Raw genomic sequence first — 15,369 nt, forward strand, 5'->3', positions numbered from 1 at the left:
AATCAAGTGGGAATGGCAAGCGCAAGATTCGTTTCGAGTCTTACCCCACTTTGAGGAGAACACCATGAGCACTATCGGAATCATCGGCGCCGGCGCCATCGGTTCAGCGTTTGCCAAAGCCTTGTCGCGTCAGGGCATCCCGTTGGTTATCGCCAACAGTCGCGGGCCGGAGACCCTGGCTGAACTGGTGGCAGAACTCGGCCCGACCGCCCGCGCCGTGACCCGTGAAGAAGCGGCAGCCCAGGACATCGTGCTGGTCGCGGTGAACTGGTCGAAACTGCCGACGGCGCTGGCCGGGCTGCCGGACTTCGGCGGGCGGATCGTCATCGACGCCAACAACTCGATCGAAGCGCCATCGTTCAAACCGGTGGATTTGCAGGGGCGGCCGTCCAGCGAAGTATTCGCCGAGTGGGTGCCGGGGGCGCGGGTGGTCAAGGCGTTCAACCATTTGCTGGCGCGCTTGCTGGAAGCGGATCCGGCGTCGGAGGGCGGCAAGCGCGTGTTGTTCCTGTCCGGGGATGATGCGCAGGCCAAGGCGGAAGTGGGTGCGCTGATCGATCAACTTGGTTTTTTCGGTATCGACCTGGGCGAATTGAGCGTGGGCGCGCGGCTGGTGCAGTTCCCGGGCGGGCCGTTGCCGGTGCTGAATCTGGTGAAGTTCGCCTGACCTTCAGGCAAAAAAATACCCGGTGCGACGTGAGTCGTACCGGGTTTGTTGCCAACGGGCAGTGGATGTCGTGGATCCGCCGCCCGCTGTTGAACCTCTTTTGCTCTTAAGCGCGTTCCAGCGCCAGGGCCACGCCTTGACCGCCGCCGATGCACAGGGTCGCCAGACCCTTTTTCGCATCACGCTTGATCATTTCGTGCAGCAGGGTCACCAGCACGCGGCAGCCCGATGCACCGATCGGGTGACCGAGGGCGATGGCGCCGCCGTTGACGTTGACCTTGTTCAGATCCCATTGCAGATCCTTGGCCACCGCCAGCGATTGCGCGGCGAAGGCTTCGTTGGCTTCGATCAGGTCGAGCTGGCCGATACTCCAGCCGGCCTTGTCCAGGCAGCGGCGAGTGGCGGAAACCGGGCCGATGCCCATAATCGCCGGGTCGACGCCCGCGTTGGCGTAGGCGGCGATTTTCGCCAGTACCGGCAGGCCCAGGGCCTTGGCTTTTTCGGCGCTCATCAGGATCACGGCTGCGGCGCCGTCGTTCAGCGACGAAGCGTTGCCGGCGGTGACGCTGCCATCTTTCTTGAAGGCCGGACGCAGTTTGGCCAGGGATTCGGCGGTGGTGTCGCCGCGTGGCTGCTCGTCAACCTTGAACGCCACCGGATCGCCTTTGCGCTGCGGGATCAGGATCGGGGTGATTTCATCGACAAAACGACCGGCCTCGATGGCAGCGGCGGCTTTCTGTTGCGACGCGGCAGCAAAGGCATCCTGCTGCTCGCGGCTGATCTCGTACTTCTCGACCAGGTTCTCGGCGGTGATGCCCATGTGGTAATCGTTGAACGCATCCCACAGGCCATCACTGATCATGGTGTCGACGATTTGTGCGTGACCCATGCGCAGGCCGGTGCGCGCGCCCGGCATCACATAGTTGGCCAGGCTCATGTTTTCCTGGCCGCCGGCGATGATCACGTCCGCGTCGCCGCAACGGATCGCCTGGGCGCCGAGGTGCAGGGCCTTGAGGCCCGAACCGCAAACCTTGTTCAGGGTCATGGCAGGTACAGCGTGCGGCAGGCCGGCCTTGATCGCCGACTGGCGCGCCGGGTTCTGGCCGGCGCCGGCGGTCAGCACCTGGCCCATGATCACTTCATCGACCTGAGCACCGTCCAGACCGGTCTGCTCAAGCAACTGGCGGATGACCGCTGCGCCCAGATCCACGGCGGAGACGGTGGCCAGGGAACCCTGGAAACTGCCGATCGCGGTACGCGTGGCGGCAACAATGACGACGTCTTGCATTTTCGAATTCCTCACTCGGCAGCGAACTGCATTTCCGGTACGTGATCCGGGACGATCAGTTTACCAGCGGTTTTGGCGACGATTTCCTCGACGCTGACGCCAGGTGCGCGTTCCTTGAGGACAAAAGCGCCATTTTCGATTTCCAGGTACGCAAGGTCAGTCAGCACGCGCTTGATGCAACAGGCGCCGGTCAGCGGCAGGCTGCACTGGCTCAGCAACTTGGACTCACCGTCCTTGGACGCGTGGGTCATGATGACGATGATGTTGTCGGCGCCGGCTACGAGATCCATCGCGCCGCCCATGCCCTTGACCAGTTTGCCGGGGATCATCCACGAGGCGATGTTGCCTTGCACGTCGACTTCGAAGGCGCCGAGCACGGTCAGGTCGACGTGGCCGCCGCGGATCATCGCGAAGGACTCGGCAGAGCTGAAGATCGACGCGCCGATGCGCGCGGTCACGGTCTGTTTGCCGGCGTTGATCATGTCGGCGTCGATGGTTTCTTCAGTCGGGAAAGGGCCCATGCCGAGCAGGCCGTTTTCCGATTGCAGCATGACTTCCATGCCTTCGGGGATGTAGTTGGCGACCAGGGTCGGGATGCCGATGCCGAGGTTCACGTAGTAGCCGTCCTGCATTTCGCGGGCGACGCGTTGAGCCATTTGTTCGCGGGTAAGTGCCATGTTCTTGTTCTCCGTCAGCCTGGATTATTTGCGGATGGTGCGTTGTTCGATGCGTTTTTCGAACGTGCCGCAAATGACCCGGTCGACGTAGATGCCGGGCGTGTGGATGTGTGCCGGATCCAGCTCGCCGGGTTCGACGATTTCTTCGACTTCGACCACGGTGATCTTGCCGGCGGTGGCGGCCAGCGGGTTGAAGTTCTGGGCGGTGTGGCGGTAGATGACGTTGCCGAAGTGGTCGGCTTTCCAGCCTTTGACGATGGCGAAGTCGCCGGTGATGGACTCTTCCATCAGGTACTTGCGACCGTGGAATTCACGCACTTCCTTGCCTTCGGCAACCGGGGTGCCGACGCCGGTTGCGGTGAAGAAGGCCGGAATGCCGGCACCGCCTGCGCGCATTTTTTCGGCGAGGGTGCCTTGCGGGGTCAGGACGACTTCGATGTCGCCTTTGAGCAGTTGCTCTTCGAACAGTTTGTTTTCGCCGACGTAGGAGGCGACCACCTTGCTGATCTGGCGGTCGGTCAGCAGCACGCCGAGACCGAAGCCATCAACGCCGCAGTTGTTGGACACGACGGTAAGGTCGCGGGTGCCCTTGCGCTTGATCTCGGCGATCAGGTTTTCCGGAATGCCGCACAGGCCGAAGCCGCCGGCGATCACGGTCATGCCGTCTTCAAGACCTGCCATGGCTTCCTCGTAGGAATACACGCGCTTGTCGAAACCTGCCATATGCACCTCTTTTATTGTTTGTCGGGCGGCTGGCTAGCCGAATGACTGGAGTGTCGCGCTGAAGAATATATTTGTTAAGTTGATTTTTAAGGTTGATTGATTGATAAAGCTCATTAAATGTCCGCCGTGGTTGGCGGACGGATGTTCAGCTTAGTCCGGCGAGTAACACAACCATGACCATCAAGCAGATCCGCGCCTTTCTCGCCGTGGCCCAGAGCCTGAGCTTCGCCGTGGCCTGCGAGCGCCTGCACCTCTCGCAATCGGCGCTGAGCCTGACCATCAAGGCGCTGGAAGAAGGCCTGGGCGGGCGCCTGTTCAGCCGCAACACGCGCAACGTGGCGTTGACCCCGGAAGGGGAATCGCTGCTGCCGCTGGCCCGGCGCCTGATCGCCGACTGGGACAACGCCGAAGACGAGATGCGCCAGCGCTTCAGCCTGCAGCGCGGGCGGGTCACGCTGGCGGCGATGCCGTCGTTTGCCGGCAACCTGCTGCCGCCGATCCTCAAGACCTTCCGCGCGCGTTATCCGAACGTCAACGTCACGGTTAACGACGTGATCAACGAGCAAGTGCTGGAAATGGTCCGCGATCGTCAGGTTGAACTCGGCGTGGCGTTCGAGCCGATGCAGAACACCTCGCTGACATTCACACCGCTTTATCGGGATCGCTTCGTCGCCGTGGTGCCACAGGATTCGCCCCTGGCAGGCCGTAGCGACATTGATTGGCAGACCTTGCTGCAGGAACCGTTCATCACCCTGCAACGACCGTCCACGGTGCGGGTGATGCTGGAAGAACACTTGCAGGCCCGAGGGATGAAACTGCCGGTGGAGTTTGAAAGCCATCAACTGGCGACGGTGGGGCGGATGGTGGCGAGCGGGCTGGGCGTGAGTGCGGTGCCGGCGTTGTGTGCCGGGCAAATGCGCGAACTGGGCGCGCATTGCCTGACCTTGCATGAGCCGGTGGTGGAGCGGGCGATTGGCGTGCTGACGGATCCGGGGAATGAATTGTCGGCGGCGGCGCAGGCGTTGTTCGACATCCTTAAGGCTGAGCATTGAGGCTTTGTGCCAGTTGCGGCAATAGCTGTTCGCACGACCCCTCAATCTTCAAATCCAGCAACTCATCCGCCCGGGTCTTTCCCAGATTGATTGCAATCAGCGGCCTGCCCCGATCCGCAATCACCCGGCACAGGCGAAACGCCGAATACGCCATCAACGACGAACCAACCACCAGCATCCCGGCGGCATTTTCCGCCAGCGCCATGGCCCGCGCCGCCGTCGGTTGCGCCACGTTCTCACCGAAAAACACCACGTCCGGCTTCATCCGTTCGCCTGCGCAATGCGGGCAATGCGGCACCTGAAAGCGCGCTTCGAAGGCCGGATCGAGCAGGGTGTCGCCGTCCGGTGCCTGCACGGCATCGACACCCGCCAGATACGGGTTTTGCGTTTCCATCAATTGCTGAATCGAATCCCGCTCGCTGCGCTGGCCGCAATCCAGACACAGCACCCGGTGCAGGCTGCCGTGCAGCTCGATGACGTCGTGACTGCCAGCCTGATCGTGCAGGGTGTCGACATTCTGAGTAATCAAACCGCCGATCCGGCCGTGGCTTTGCAGACTGGCCAGCGCCTCATGGGCAGCGTTCGGCCGCGCCTGGCGCACCCGCGGCCAGCCGAGCATGGCCCGGGCCCAGTAGCGCCGGCGCGATTCCGGGGCGGCGAGGAATTCCTGGTACATCATCGGCTGCCGGCCACGGCGTACGCCGTCAGTATCGCGATAATCCGGGATGCCTGACGGCGTGCTGATGCCGGCGCCGGTCAGCACAATGAAGTCGCCGTCGGCCATGACCTGTTGCAGATAGTCGAGCGGGTCGGGGAGGGGGCGGTCGAGCATGATCAGCGCTCCGCAGGCTGTAAGTGCCTTGCAGGTTAGCACTGACGGACGCCTCTTTTCAGAGGCGTCCGCTGCCCGAGGTTACTTGCGTGCCTCCAGAATCAGGTTGAACGGCGTCTGCGTCGCCCGCCGAAAGTGTTTGAAGCCGGCTTCGGTAAACACTTTGCGCAAGCGCATCTCGCCGGCCTGCGCACCGAGCCCCAGTCCCACTTCCTGAGACAGCGAGTTCGGTGTGCAAATGAACGTCGATGCCGCGTAGAACAGCCGCCCGACCGGATTGATATTGTCGTCCAGCGCATCGTTGGCGAAGGGTTCGACCAACAACACCGTTCCGTCGTCCTTCAAGCAATCGTAGGCATGCCGCGCCGCGCCGACCGGATCGCCCATGTCGTGCAGGCAGTCGAAATAGCAGATCAGGTCATAGTCATCGCCGGGATAGCTTTTCGCCGTGCCCTGGAAGAACCGCGCGCGACTGCTGACGCCGCCTTCTTCGGCCCGTTGGGTGGCGACGGTGATCGAAGGCGCGTGATAGTCGAAGCCGACGAACCGCGAGTTGGGATAGGCCTGAGCCATGATCACCGTGGACGCACCGTGACCGCAGCCGATGTCGGCGACCTTGGCGCCTTCCTCAAGTTTGACCACCACGCCGTCCAGCGCCGGCAGCCACTCGGCGATCAAATGCCCCTTGTAGCCGGGACGAAAGAAGCGCTCGGTGCCGGTGAACATGCACGGATGGTGATCGCCCCAAGGAAGGGCGCCGTTACCGCGCATGGCCTTGACCAGTTTGTCCTTGTCATGGAAAAACGACGCCACCACCCCGAGCCCGCCGGCCACGTACACCGGCGAATCTTCCTTGGCCAAAGCCAGCGCCTGTTCTTCTGGCAGGCGAAACTTGCCGTCGTGGTGTTCCATGTAGCCGGACGCCGCGTGGGCGCTCAGCCATTCGCGGACCAGTCGCGGGTTGCAGGTGGTTTTCGCAGCGAGGGATTCGGGGCTGATCGGCTGGCTGTCGGCCATTGCCCGATACAGGCCGAGTTCTTCGCCGACAATGACATTGGCCAGCATCGCCGCGCCGCCCATGTCGTTGACCAGTTTGCCCATGAATTCGTTGAGTCTGGCCTCGTCCATTTCATGTGCTCCTTTGACAGGATCACAGTCCGGTGGCGTTGGGGGTCGAGGCATTCACCACCGGGCGGTGGTCGTGGAAACGGGCAGGGCGACACTGCTGTCCTGCGTCCCCCTCGACTGGGTACTGATTGAGTCTAGCCGCTGTTGGCGCCGGCGGGAGCGGGCTGTGTGGATTTCGGGGCTGTGAATCGTTGTGTGTCGCGATGGTGCGCTCTTCCACCTTAGCGTGGGCTCCCGAATTTGATTCCGCTAAGAGGCCAAGACAAAGCGCCGGCCCATGTCCGCCTGGAGCAAATGATGGGCGAAAAAAAACCGCCTTGCGGGGCGGTTTTTTAGCAAGCCTCAGATTGCGGCTGAGGCTTAGTGCATCTCACCGGAAGCACTGGCGTGGAAGTCATGTTATTGAGCTTTTCCTATCCTTGCAACGTAATTTTTACCCGCGATGAGTGGGTGTATTAGAGATCCTGAACGGTGTTTTCAGTACCTGATATAGGAGAGAGGTACTGACAGAAATAACGGTTTACAAAATGCGTGCTTCTTTCATTTAGGAATCACTGGGCCGAGACTTACCACCTGCGATTCTGGGTTAATATGCCCGCGCTCACACCCTGGTGCAGCGGTAGGGTTTGGCTGGTGGCCTAACGGTTTCAAGCCCTCTGACACGGTTTTGCATCCGTGCCGGAATGATGATTCGGAGGGATTTCAACCGGCCGCCTCACCGGAAGTACTGGCGTGTTCTTCCGAAGGTACGCGTGATCCGGTAAGTGCGCTGGAGGTTTGGCCCCCAACCTTGGAGGCCAAAACGTATGAAGCTTTTGTTGCGTACGTTGAGCCTCGTATGGAGATTGTTGAAAGCGTTTCGCTTTTACGAGTTCCTGCGAGACCACTTTGACGACCTGAAGTAACTGTCGTTGATGTGGGGGGAACCCGTGTCAGTTTCGGCTGACGCGGGTTTTTTTTGCTTCATTAATCTGTCAAAAATGACAATTTAATCAGATGGTTCTCGTGCGAAGGTAGGGCATTTCGCCGGCATCTGTAGGAGTCATCCGTAAGCTCTGGATATACAGGGTTGTATGTACAGTTTCTGAGTTGGTTTAAACCGATGAATTCGCCGTTCGCTAAGAAGGCAGCGGTTCTGTATCCCACTGTGTACAGACTCACCGCCGATACAAAACCCGCCACTTCCCGCGCATTGCCCACACAGCCGCGATACACCCACCGGTTTAACTGAGCCTGTCAGTCGCCACGCCCGGCGGCTCCTCAGCAGAGACCTTGTACATGCAGATTCCCCACCCCACCTTGCAGGCCAGTGTCGGGCTCGGCCTGCGTCGCGGTCTGATGAAAGACCTGCAGGCCGCCCGCACCGGCGATTTCGATTTTCTTGAAGTCGCCCCGGAAAACTGGATCGGCGTCGGTGGTGCCCATGGCGCCGCGTTGCGCGAGCTGGCCGAGCGATATCCGTTGTCCTGCCACGGATTGTCGTTGTCGCTGGGTGGCTCGGCGCCGCTGGACGTCGGTTTTCTCCGGGAAGTGCGGACCTTTCTCGATCAACACAAAGTGCCGCTTTACAGCGAACACCTGAGTTATTGCAGCGACGACGGTCACCTCTACGACTTGCTACCGCTGCCGTTCACCGAAGAAGCGGTGCACCACGTCGCCGCGCGGATCCGCCAGGCTCAGGACATTCTCGGCCGACGCCTGGCGGTGGAGAACGTTTCCTACTACGCCGCGCCCCGGCAGGACATGGACGAAGTGACCTTCACCAACGCCGTGCTGCGCGAGGCCGATTGCGACTTGCTTCTCGACGTGAACAACGTCTACGTCAACTCGATCAACCACGGTTTCGATCCGCAGACATTTCTGGCTGCCATCGAGCCGGGCCGGGTGGTCGGCATGCACGTGGCCGGGCACTTCGACGAGTCCGACACGCTGAAAATCGACACCCATGGCGCCTCGGTCAAACCGGTGGTCTGGTCGTTGCTGGCCGACGCCTATGCCCGATTCGGCGCACAGCCAACGTTGTTGGAGCGGGATTTCAATTTCCCGGCGTTTTCTGAACTGGTGGCCGAACTGCAAACCATCCGCCGCCTGCAAACTGAAGGAGCCCCGCGTGGATAATCTTCTGCTGCAACAACAGGCGCTGACCTGCTATTTGCGCGACCCAGAGCATCAAACGCCGCCCGCCGACATGAACGCGGCGCGGGTTAATGTCTATCGCGATCTGGTGTTCAACAATGTCTCGCAACTGCTGGGCAGCACATTTCCGGTGTTGATCCGGATTATCGGTCAGGAACGCTGGCGCACGTTGATCCGCGGCTTCCTGCGGGACTACCGCGCGCAGACGCCGAAATTCGGTGAGATCGCCGAGGAGTTTGTCGGTTACCTCGCCTCGGAGCCTGCCGTGTTGAGCGAGGGCGACTGGCCGGCGTTTCTGGTGGAGCTGGCGCACTACGAATGGGTGGAAATGGTGTTGCAGCAGTCCGACGCCGAACCTTTGCCCGCGAGTGATCCGACGCGATTGCTGGAGCAGCCGTTGCAGGTTTCGGCACTGGCCTGGCCCTTGGCGTACACCTGGCCGGTGCAGATGCTCGGGCCGGATCATCAACCGGCCACGCCACCAGCCCAGCCGACGCTTTTGTTGGTACGGCGCACGGCGGACTGGAGTGTGAAGTTTTCCGAACTGAGCCCGCTGGCGTGGCGGTTGTTGCAGCGGATCGAGGAGTTCCCGTTGCTCAATGGTCGTGAGCAACTGCAACGCTTGGGATTGGAGGCGGGGTTGCCGGAAACAGTGTCATTCATGGACAGCGGTCTGGCGTTGTTGCAGCAACTGCATGAGGACGGGGTGATCGGCATCAACTGATCTCACCGACAACAAAAAGCCCTGTGAGAGCATTGGCTCCCACAGGGCTTTTTGTTGGATCAGGCCTGTAGCGGCAGTTTCAGCTCCGCACACAACCCGCCACCGTCTCGATTGCTCAGGGTCAGCGAGCCACCCAGCGCCATCGCCAGTTGCTGGGCAATCGCCAGCCCCAGCCCGGTGCCGCCGGTGCTGCGGTTGCGCGAGTTTTCCACGCGATAGAACGGCTCCATCACCTGGGCCAGTTCTTCTTCGGCGATGCCCGGGCCGCGATCCATGACCTTGATCGAGAGGCCGCTTTTGTCCCGTTGAATCAACAGCTCGGCAGCCCCCGCGAATTTCAGCGCGTTGTCGGTCAGGTTGACCAGCACCCGGCGCAACGCGTGGGGGCGGGTGTCGATGACCGCATCACTTTTGCCGCTCAACTGCACCTCTTTGCCCATGTCCTGATAGTCGAACACCAGGCTGTCGAGGAACGAATCCAGATTGGTGCGGCGGCTTTCTTCGGTCGAGCCGTGGATGCTGCGGGCGTAGGCCACGCCCTCGCGCACCAGATGTTCCATCTCGCCGAGGTCGTTCCACAGTTTGTCTTTTTCGGCCGAATCGTCCATGAACTCCGCCCGCAGTTTCATGCGGGTGATCGGGGTTTGCAGATCGTGGGAGATCGCCGCCAGCAGTTGCATGCGTTCCTTGAGGTACGCGGCGATGCGCGCCTGCATCGAGTTGAAGGCGCGGGCGGCGTAGGCCACTTCGTTCGGGCCTTTTTCGTCGAGGTTGATCGGGTGGGCGTTGGGGTCGAGGGTTTCCACCGCGTTGGCCAGGCGGGTGAGGGGACGGATGGCGATGCGCACCGCCAGCCAGGTGCAGGCGAGCATCAGCGCCAGTTGCCCGAGCAATACCACCGGCAGCCATGGCGACAGCGGCACCATCGACGGACGCACATCGATGGTCACCGGGCTGCCGTCGCTCAGGCGCAGGTGGCCCTGAAAGTGTTTTTTCGGGCCGGGAATGTCGGTGAAGGTCAGCGGGTACGCTTCGCCGATCGCATCGGTGATCGAGGTCACCGCAATCGGCACTTCACCCGGACCGATCGGCGTGCCCGGTTCGCCTTCGCTCAACAGGTAACCGTAATTGTTGCGCGCCAGGCGCTTGAGCCACATCGGGCGCTCTTCGGCGGGCAGGCGGTCGAGGATGGCAATCGAGGTCGATACGTCGGTTTCGAGGTTGCCGAGCATGGTGTTCTTCGCGCTTTCGTAGCGCTCGTAATATTGCGCGCCGAACGACAGCGCCTGAGCGAGGATCAGGCCGATCAGGAAAATCAGCGACAACCGGGAGGCGAGGGTGCGCGGCCAGCGCAGGGCGACATTCATGCGGGGGCTCCGAGGACTTCGACCGGCAGCGAAAACACATAGCCTTCGCTGCGCACGGTCTTGATGTAGGCCGGTTCGCGGGCGTCATCCAGCAGGCGCTGGCGCAGACGGCTGACCAGCAAATCGATGGAACGGTCGAACAGATCGGCATCGCGGCCCTGGGTCAGGTTGAGCAATTGATCGCGGCTCAGCACCCGTTGCGGATGGTCGAGGAACACTCGCAACAAACGGTATTCCGCGCCACTGAGCGCGACCATGGTGCCGTCCTTGTCCAGCAGATGCCGGGCCGATGTGTCGAGCTGCCAGCGACCGAACGCCAGCAGCCGGCCGCTTTCGGTCACCACCAGATTCGGCGGCAGCATCCGTGTGCGGCGCAGCACGGCGTTGATCCGCGCCAACAGCTCGCGGGCGGCGAACGGTTTGGTCAGGTAATCGTCGGCGCCCATTTCCAGGCCGAGGATGCGGTCGGTTTCATCGTTGCGCGCGGTGAGCATCAGGATCGGCGTAGCCCTGTGTTTGCCGGAGCGCAATTCGCGGCACAGCAGCAGGCCATCGTCGCCGGGCATCATGATGTCGAGCACGATCAGGTCGACGGTGTTGGCTTCCAGAAAACTGCGCATCTGCCGGCCATCGGCAACCACTGTGGTGCGCAGGCCGTTCTTCTTCAGGTAATTGCCGACCAGTTCGCGAATCTCGCGGTCGTCGTCGACGATCAGGATGTGATCGACATGTTCCATGGGGCCAAACCTCAATCAAAGGGGATTGCCGGGCAGTCTATCGAGCCTGCGCGAGGCCGCCTGCCTGCCTTTGTATTGCAGTGTATCCAGCGCTGTGACGGATACACGCCGACGCAAAAAGCGGATTTTTACAGGGTTTTGTATCGCTGTGTATCCCGGGCGCGCGCGGATACGTAGCGATTTATACACGGCATTTGCCGACACATGCGCGATACCTCGCGAGCTTTAAATGAGCTCCATCGAGGCACACACAGAACGCCTCGGCCCACTCAACGATTCAACCATTGAAGCCCCGAGGAAAACGCCATGAACACCAAGACCAAATCGATCGCTGCCGCCTGCCTGTTTGCCGCTTTGAACATCTGCACCCTGTCGGCCCGCGCCGAAGCCGATGTCACCCCGCAAACCTACTCCTACGGCAGCCACCTGGACATTCAGAAAGTGGTGTCGCTGAAACAGGACAACTCGATGACCTGCGGCATCGTCGACGCCCGCCTGACCTACCTCGACTCGGCCGGCAAGACCCAGGTGCTCGACTACCGCAAATTCGCCGACGGCTGCAACGAAGACAACTGATTACCCACCTCTATAAAAGGAACATCGCCATGAACAACGTATCGCGCTATCTGACCGCTGTTGTCTTCTCCCTCGCCGGCGTCGCGGCCCACGCCAACGCTGCCGTTGAACAGAACAGCTGTGGCAGCAGCACCTGCTTCCAACTGGCCCCGGTGGCCAAGCCGGGCAGCGACGGCCTGATCGCCGCCGACGGTGCCAGCCGCACACCGCAGGGGCAGATGGTCGCCGCCGACGGTTCCAGCCATACGCCGCAAGGCCAGATGGTGGCTGAAAACGGTGCCAGCCGTACGCCGCAAAGCCAATGGCTGGACAACCAGACGGCTTGAGGATTGAAGGGGGCTGCCCGTAACGAGCGGCCCCTGAACCACTCAACAGACCATCCCTCATTCAAAAGGTGAACCTCATGTTTCTCATCGCTTTCCTGGGCGGTCTGTTGACTGTCCTCAGTCCCTGCATCCTGCCGGTGGTGCCGTTTTTGTTCGCCGGAGCCGACCGTACCCGTTCTTCGATCCTGCTGACCCTCGGCGGCATGGCCCTGACCTTTGCCCTGATCTCCAGTCTGGCGGTGGTCAGCAGCGAGTGGGTGATCCAGGCCAGCAACACCGGTCGCCACATTGCGCTGGCGGTGATGGTGCTGTTTGCGCTGTCGCTGATTTCCGCGCGCATCGGTGACTGGCTGGCCCGGCCCTTCGTGCTGCTGGGCAATCGCCTCGACCCGGACAGCCGGAAAAAGGCCGGCCCCATGGCGTCGATCATGATCGGTGTCGCCACCGGTCTGTTGTGGGCGCCGTGTGCCGGGCCGATCCTCGGCGTGATCCTCACCGGTGCCATGCTGCAAGGCGCCAATGCCCAGACCAGCCTGTTGCTGCTGGCCTACGGCGCGGGCAGTGCGCTGTCGCTGGGGACGCTGATCTTCGCCGGCCGCGGGCTGGTCAATCGGCTGAAACCGTCGATTCCGTTCACCGGCTGGTTCCGTCGCGGTGCGGGCGTCGCGGTGCTGGCGACGGCGGCGGTGATCGCCACCGGTGCCGATAATCTGCTGCTGGCCAACACTTCGTCCCAAGGCGTGGCGTCGGTCGAGAAAAGCGTGCTGGAAAACGTGCCGAAGGTGGTGGACTACTTCGTCAGCAAAGTCCGTGCAGACTCGACCGAAGATGAGGCCGGCAAAGGCGCGATGCCGTCGCTGTCCGGCGCGGTGCAGTGGCTGAACTCGCCGGAACTGAGCACTGAATCCCTGCGCGGCAAAGTGGTGCTGGTGGACTTCTGGACCTACGACTGCATCAACTGCCAGCACACCCTGCCGTACGTGAAGGAGTGGGAGAAGAAGTACGGCAAGGACGGTCTGGTGGTGATCGGCGTGCACACCCCGGAATACGGCTACGAGCGGATCATCGACAACGTCAAGGATCAGGTGAAGAAGCTCGGCATCACCTATCCGGTGGCTATCGACAACAACTACGCGATCTGGCGCAACTTCGATAACCAGTACTGGCCGGCGCACTACCTGGTCGACGCCAAGGGGCAAGTGCGTTATACCCACTTTGGCGAAGGCAGTTACCAGGCGCAGGAGCAGATGATTCAGCAACTGCTCAAAGAGGCCAAGGCGCCGGCTGCGTAAACCGCAAAACTCAATGGCTCACAGGTCGCGCACCATGAGCCATTGTTCGTTGCCCCAGGCGTGAAAACGCTCCAGCACCGTCCAGCCGCGTTTGGCGTAATAGCCCTGTTTGCTTTGTGTGTGCAGGTAGAAACGCGGCAGGCCCCAGTGTTTCGCTTCTTCGGCAATTCCCTCGATCAGCCTTTCTGCCAGACCCTGGCCGCGTGATTCAGGGCTGACCAGCACACAGGCCAGCCACGGCCCCAGATCCGGTCGAAGGGCAAGGTCCGCCCGGGCCAGTGCCGCACCGCCCAGCAGCCGATCCCCGTCCAGCGCAATCAGGCAACGCCAGTCACCATTGGTCTGCCCCTCGGCAAATTCGCGCTGCCATTCGGCCAGGGGCTGCTCGGCATATTCGTAGTGAAACTGGCGGTGGATCCATGCCGCGTAAGTGTCGCTGTGCTGCATGTGATCGGCGAGCCATTCGAAGCGCAAGGACATGATCGAATTCCGTTCCGGGGGAGGGCCTGCATGAGAGCCGATCAGCCGGCGCGTTGGCAACCCCCGACAGTGTTTCGGGGCCTTTACAAAATCCCGCCATTCATCGGGCAGCGCCCGGTTTTAAGGGCTCTCCGGACGATTGGCAGGGACGCCGCACAGCGCCCGCGCGATAGTGGGCGAGCAGAGCCGCCAACGGCTCTGACACCCATAAAAAGAAAGCGAGGTTGCCATGCCGAAGTTCGTGATTGAACGCGAGATTCCAGGAGCCGGAAAGCTATCGGAGCAAGAACTCAAGGCCGTATCGCAAACGTCCTGCAACGTACTGCGTGAACTCGGGCCAGAGGTGCAGTGGCTGCAGAGTTATGTGACTGCCGACAAGATCTATTGCGTGTACATCGCACCCAGCGAAGAGCTGGTGCGCGAACACGCCAAGCGTGGGGGATTTCCGGCCAACAGCGTGTCCCGGGTGACGAGCATCATCGACCCGACCACCGCCGATTGACCCCTCTGCCGCGGAGCCCCCATTCATGAGTACCCCTATTGATCTCACTGCCCTGAAGGAACGCCAGAAAGTCGCCTGGGCCAGTGGCGACTACGCCGTGATCGGCACCACCTTGCAGATCGTCGGCGAAACCCTCGCCGAGTCCTGCGACCTGCGCTGCGATGAAGAAGTGCTGGACGTTGCGGCCGGCAATGGCAATGCCACGCTGGCGGCGGCACGTCGTGGTTGTCTGGTGACGTCCACCGACTATGTCGCGGCGTTGCTGGAACGCGGCCAGGACCGGGCGCGCGCCGAGCATCTGGACGTGACTTTTCAGGTTGCCGATGCCGAAGCGCTGCCGTTTGCCGATTCCAGTTTCGACGCAGTGCTGTCGACCTTCGGCGTGATGTTCGCCCCGGATCAGGCCAAGGCGGCCAAGGAGCTGGCGCGGGTCTGTCGCCGTGGCGGACGGATCGGCCTGGCCAACTGGACGCCGGAAGGCTTCGTCGGCCAGATGTTCAAGACCCTCGGCCGGCATCTGCCGCCGCCACCCGGTGCGCAACCGCCCTCGAACTGGGGCGCGGAAGCCTGGCTGCATTCGCACTTCGACGATCGCCAGTTCCAGGTGCAGGTGACTCGCCGCCACTTCAACTTTCGCTATCGCTCGGCGGCGCACTTCATTGATGTGTTTCGCCACTGGTACGGCCCGGTGCACAAGGCGTTCGCAGCGTTGCCGCCGGAGAGCGTGCAGGCGCTGGAAGGGGATCTGACGCAACTGATCGACGGGCTGAATCGGGCGGGGGCGGAATCGATGGTGCTGCCGAGTGAGTATCTGGAGGTGGTGATTACTAAGCGCTAGCCATTGTGGGAGCGAGCTTGCTCG

Annotated in this window: 17 protein-coding genes; 9 read left to right on the forward strand and 8 right to left on the reverse strand. The window is 61.8% G+C overall.

Annotated features, from left to right (window positions below):
* The first annotated feature begins 64 nt into the window (after positions 1 to 64).
* The gene (locus AC1Q9F_RS17280; RefSeq protein ID WP_011333514.1) at positions 65 to 667 is read left to right on the forward strand and encodes an NADPH-dependent F420 reductase; all 603 of its coding nucleotides are present in this window, start codon (positions 65 to 67) and stop codon (positions 665 to 667) included.
* A 106-nt stretch (positions 668 to 773) separates the two neighbouring features.
* Here the strand turns inward: AC1Q9F_RS17280 and AC1Q9F_RS17285 are convergent, their stop codons facing one another.
* The 3 genes from AC1Q9F_RS17285 to AC1Q9F_RS17295 are packed head-to-tail and all read right to left on the reverse strand — an operon-like array spanning position 774 to position 3,355.
* Positions 774 to 1,955, reverse strand: coding sequence for an acetyl-CoA C-acetyltransferase (locus AC1Q9F_RS17285; RefSeq protein WP_492620437.1), 1,182 nt, complete (start codon positions 1,953 to 1,955; stop codon positions 774 to 776).
* Positions 1,956 to 1,966: 11 nt separating this feature from the next.
* Positions 1,967 to 2,632 (reverse strand): CoA transferase subunit B, encoded by a 666-nt coding sequence (locus tag AC1Q9F_RS17290; protein ID WP_492620438.1) that lies wholly within the window; start codon positions 2,630 to 2,632, stop codon positions 1,967 to 1,969.
* A 24-nt stretch (positions 2,633 to 2,656) separates the two neighbouring features.
* Entirely contained in the window at positions 2,657 to 3,355 is a 699-nt protein-coding gene (locus AC1Q9F_RS17295) for a CoA transferase subunit A (protein WP_007956274.1), read from the reverse strand.
* A 173-nt stretch (positions 3,356 to 3,528) separates the two neighbouring features.
* Here AC1Q9F_RS17295 and AC1Q9F_RS17300 point away from each other — a divergent pair, with 173 nt between their 5' ends.
* Complete coding sequence (locus AC1Q9F_RS17300) at positions 3,529 to 4,407, forward strand: LysR family transcriptional regulator (RefSeq protein WP_492620439.1); 879 nt, start codon at positions 3,529 to 3,531, stop codon at positions 4,405 to 4,407.
* On the opposite strand, the gene AC1Q9F_RS17305 is transcribed toward AC1Q9F_RS17300, so the two are convergent.
* Positions 4,391 to 5,239, reverse strand: a complete 849-nt coding sequence (locus tag AC1Q9F_RS17305) for an NAD-dependent protein deacetylase (protein WP_492620440.1) — start codon at positions 5,237 to 5,239, stop codon at positions 4,391 to 4,393. The two genes, AC1Q9F_RS17300 and AC1Q9F_RS17305, sit on opposite strands and share 17 nt — an antisense overlap.
* An 81-nt stretch (positions 5,240 to 5,320) precedes the next feature.
* Positions 5,321 to 6,367, reverse strand: coding sequence for a class I SAM-dependent methyltransferase (locus tag AC1Q9F_RS17310; protein WP_492620441.1), 1,047 nt, complete (start codon positions 6,365 to 6,367; stop codon positions 5,321 to 5,323).
* A 1,278-nt stretch (positions 6,368 to 7,645) separates the two neighbouring features.
* Here AC1Q9F_RS17310 and AC1Q9F_RS17315 point away from each other — a divergent pair.
* A complete protein-coding gene (locus AC1Q9F_RS17315; protein WP_492620442.1) occupies positions 7,646 to 8,485 on the forward strand; it encodes an HvfB family MNIO-type RiPP peptide maturase in 840 nt (279 codons plus the stop codon).
* Positions 8,478 to 9,227 carry an HvfC family RiPP maturation protein gene (locus AC1Q9F_RS17320; RefSeq protein ID WP_492620443.1) on the forward strand — a complete coding sequence of 250 codons (750 nt, stop codon included), beginning with the start codon at positions 8,478 to 8,480 and terminating at the stop codon, positions 9,225 to 9,227. The genes AC1Q9F_RS17315 and AC1Q9F_RS17320 overlap by 8 nt, the downstream gene beginning before the upstream one ends.
* A gap of 59 nt (positions 9,228 to 9,286) precedes the next feature.
* Here the strand turns inward: AC1Q9F_RS17320 and AC1Q9F_RS17325 are convergent, their stop codons facing one another.
* Entirely contained in the window at positions 9,287 to 10,594 is a 1,308-nt protein-coding gene (locus AC1Q9F_RS17325) for a sensor histidine kinase (RefSeq protein WP_492620444.1), read from the reverse strand.
* Complete coding sequence (locus AC1Q9F_RS17330) at positions 10,591 to 11,331, reverse strand: response regulator (RefSeq protein WP_007956289.1); 741 nt, start codon at positions 11,329 to 11,331, stop codon at positions 10,591 to 10,593. The genes AC1Q9F_RS17325 and AC1Q9F_RS17330 overlap by 4 nt, the downstream gene beginning before the upstream one ends.
* A 306-nt stretch (positions 11,332 to 11,637) precedes the next feature.
* Between AC1Q9F_RS17330 and AC1Q9F_RS17335 the strand changes: the two genes are divergently transcribed.
* The 3 genes from AC1Q9F_RS17335 (at position 11,638) to AC1Q9F_RS17345 (ending at position 13,525) form a co-directional block, all read left to right on the forward strand.
* Positions 11,638 to 11,907, forward strand: coding sequence for a DUF2790 domain-containing protein (locus AC1Q9F_RS17335; RefSeq protein WP_007956290.1), 270 nt, complete (start codon positions 11,638 to 11,640; stop codon positions 11,905 to 11,907).
* A 29-nt stretch (positions 11,908 to 11,936) separates the two neighbouring features.
* On the forward strand, positions 11,937 to 12,233 hold the full coding sequence (locus AC1Q9F_RS17340; RefSeq protein WP_492620445.1) for a hypothetical protein: 297 nt from the start codon (positions 11,937 to 11,939) through the stop codon (positions 12,231 to 12,233).
* A 77-nt stretch (positions 12,234 to 12,310) separates the two neighbouring features.
* A complete protein-coding gene (locus tag AC1Q9F_RS17345) occupies positions 12,311 to 13,525 on the forward strand; it encodes a cytochrome c biogenesis protein DipZ (protein ID WP_492620446.1) in 1,215 nt (404 codons plus the stop codon).
* 18 nt (positions 13,526 to 13,543) lie between these two features.
* Here the strand turns inward: AC1Q9F_RS17345 and AC1Q9F_RS17350 are convergent, their stop codons facing one another.
* Entirely contained in the window at positions 13,544 to 14,005 is a 462-nt protein-coding gene (locus tag AC1Q9F_RS17350; RefSeq protein WP_492620447.1) for a GNAT family N-acetyltransferase, read from the reverse strand.
* 229 nt (positions 14,006 to 14,234) lie between these two features.
* On the opposite strand from AC1Q9F_RS17350, the gene AC1Q9F_RS17355 reads away from it, so the two are divergent.
* Both AC1Q9F_RS17355 and AC1Q9F_RS17360 read left to right on the forward strand, forming a co-directional pair.
* Positions 14,235 to 14,507, forward strand: coding sequence for a DUF4242 domain-containing protein (locus AC1Q9F_RS17355; protein ID WP_262160149.1), 273 nt, complete (start codon positions 14,235 to 14,237; stop codon positions 14,505 to 14,507).
* A gap of 25 nt (positions 14,508 to 14,532) precedes the next feature.
* The gene (locus AC1Q9F_RS17360) at positions 14,533 to 15,345 is read left to right on the forward strand and encodes a class I SAM-dependent methyltransferase (protein ID WP_492620448.1); all 813 of its coding nucleotides are present in this window, start codon (positions 14,533 to 14,535) and stop codon (positions 15,343 to 15,345) included.
* Positions 15,346 to 15,369: the final 24 nt, after the last annotated feature.

Source organism: Pseudomonas sp. GW823-FHT04A03, assembly GCF_058796615.1.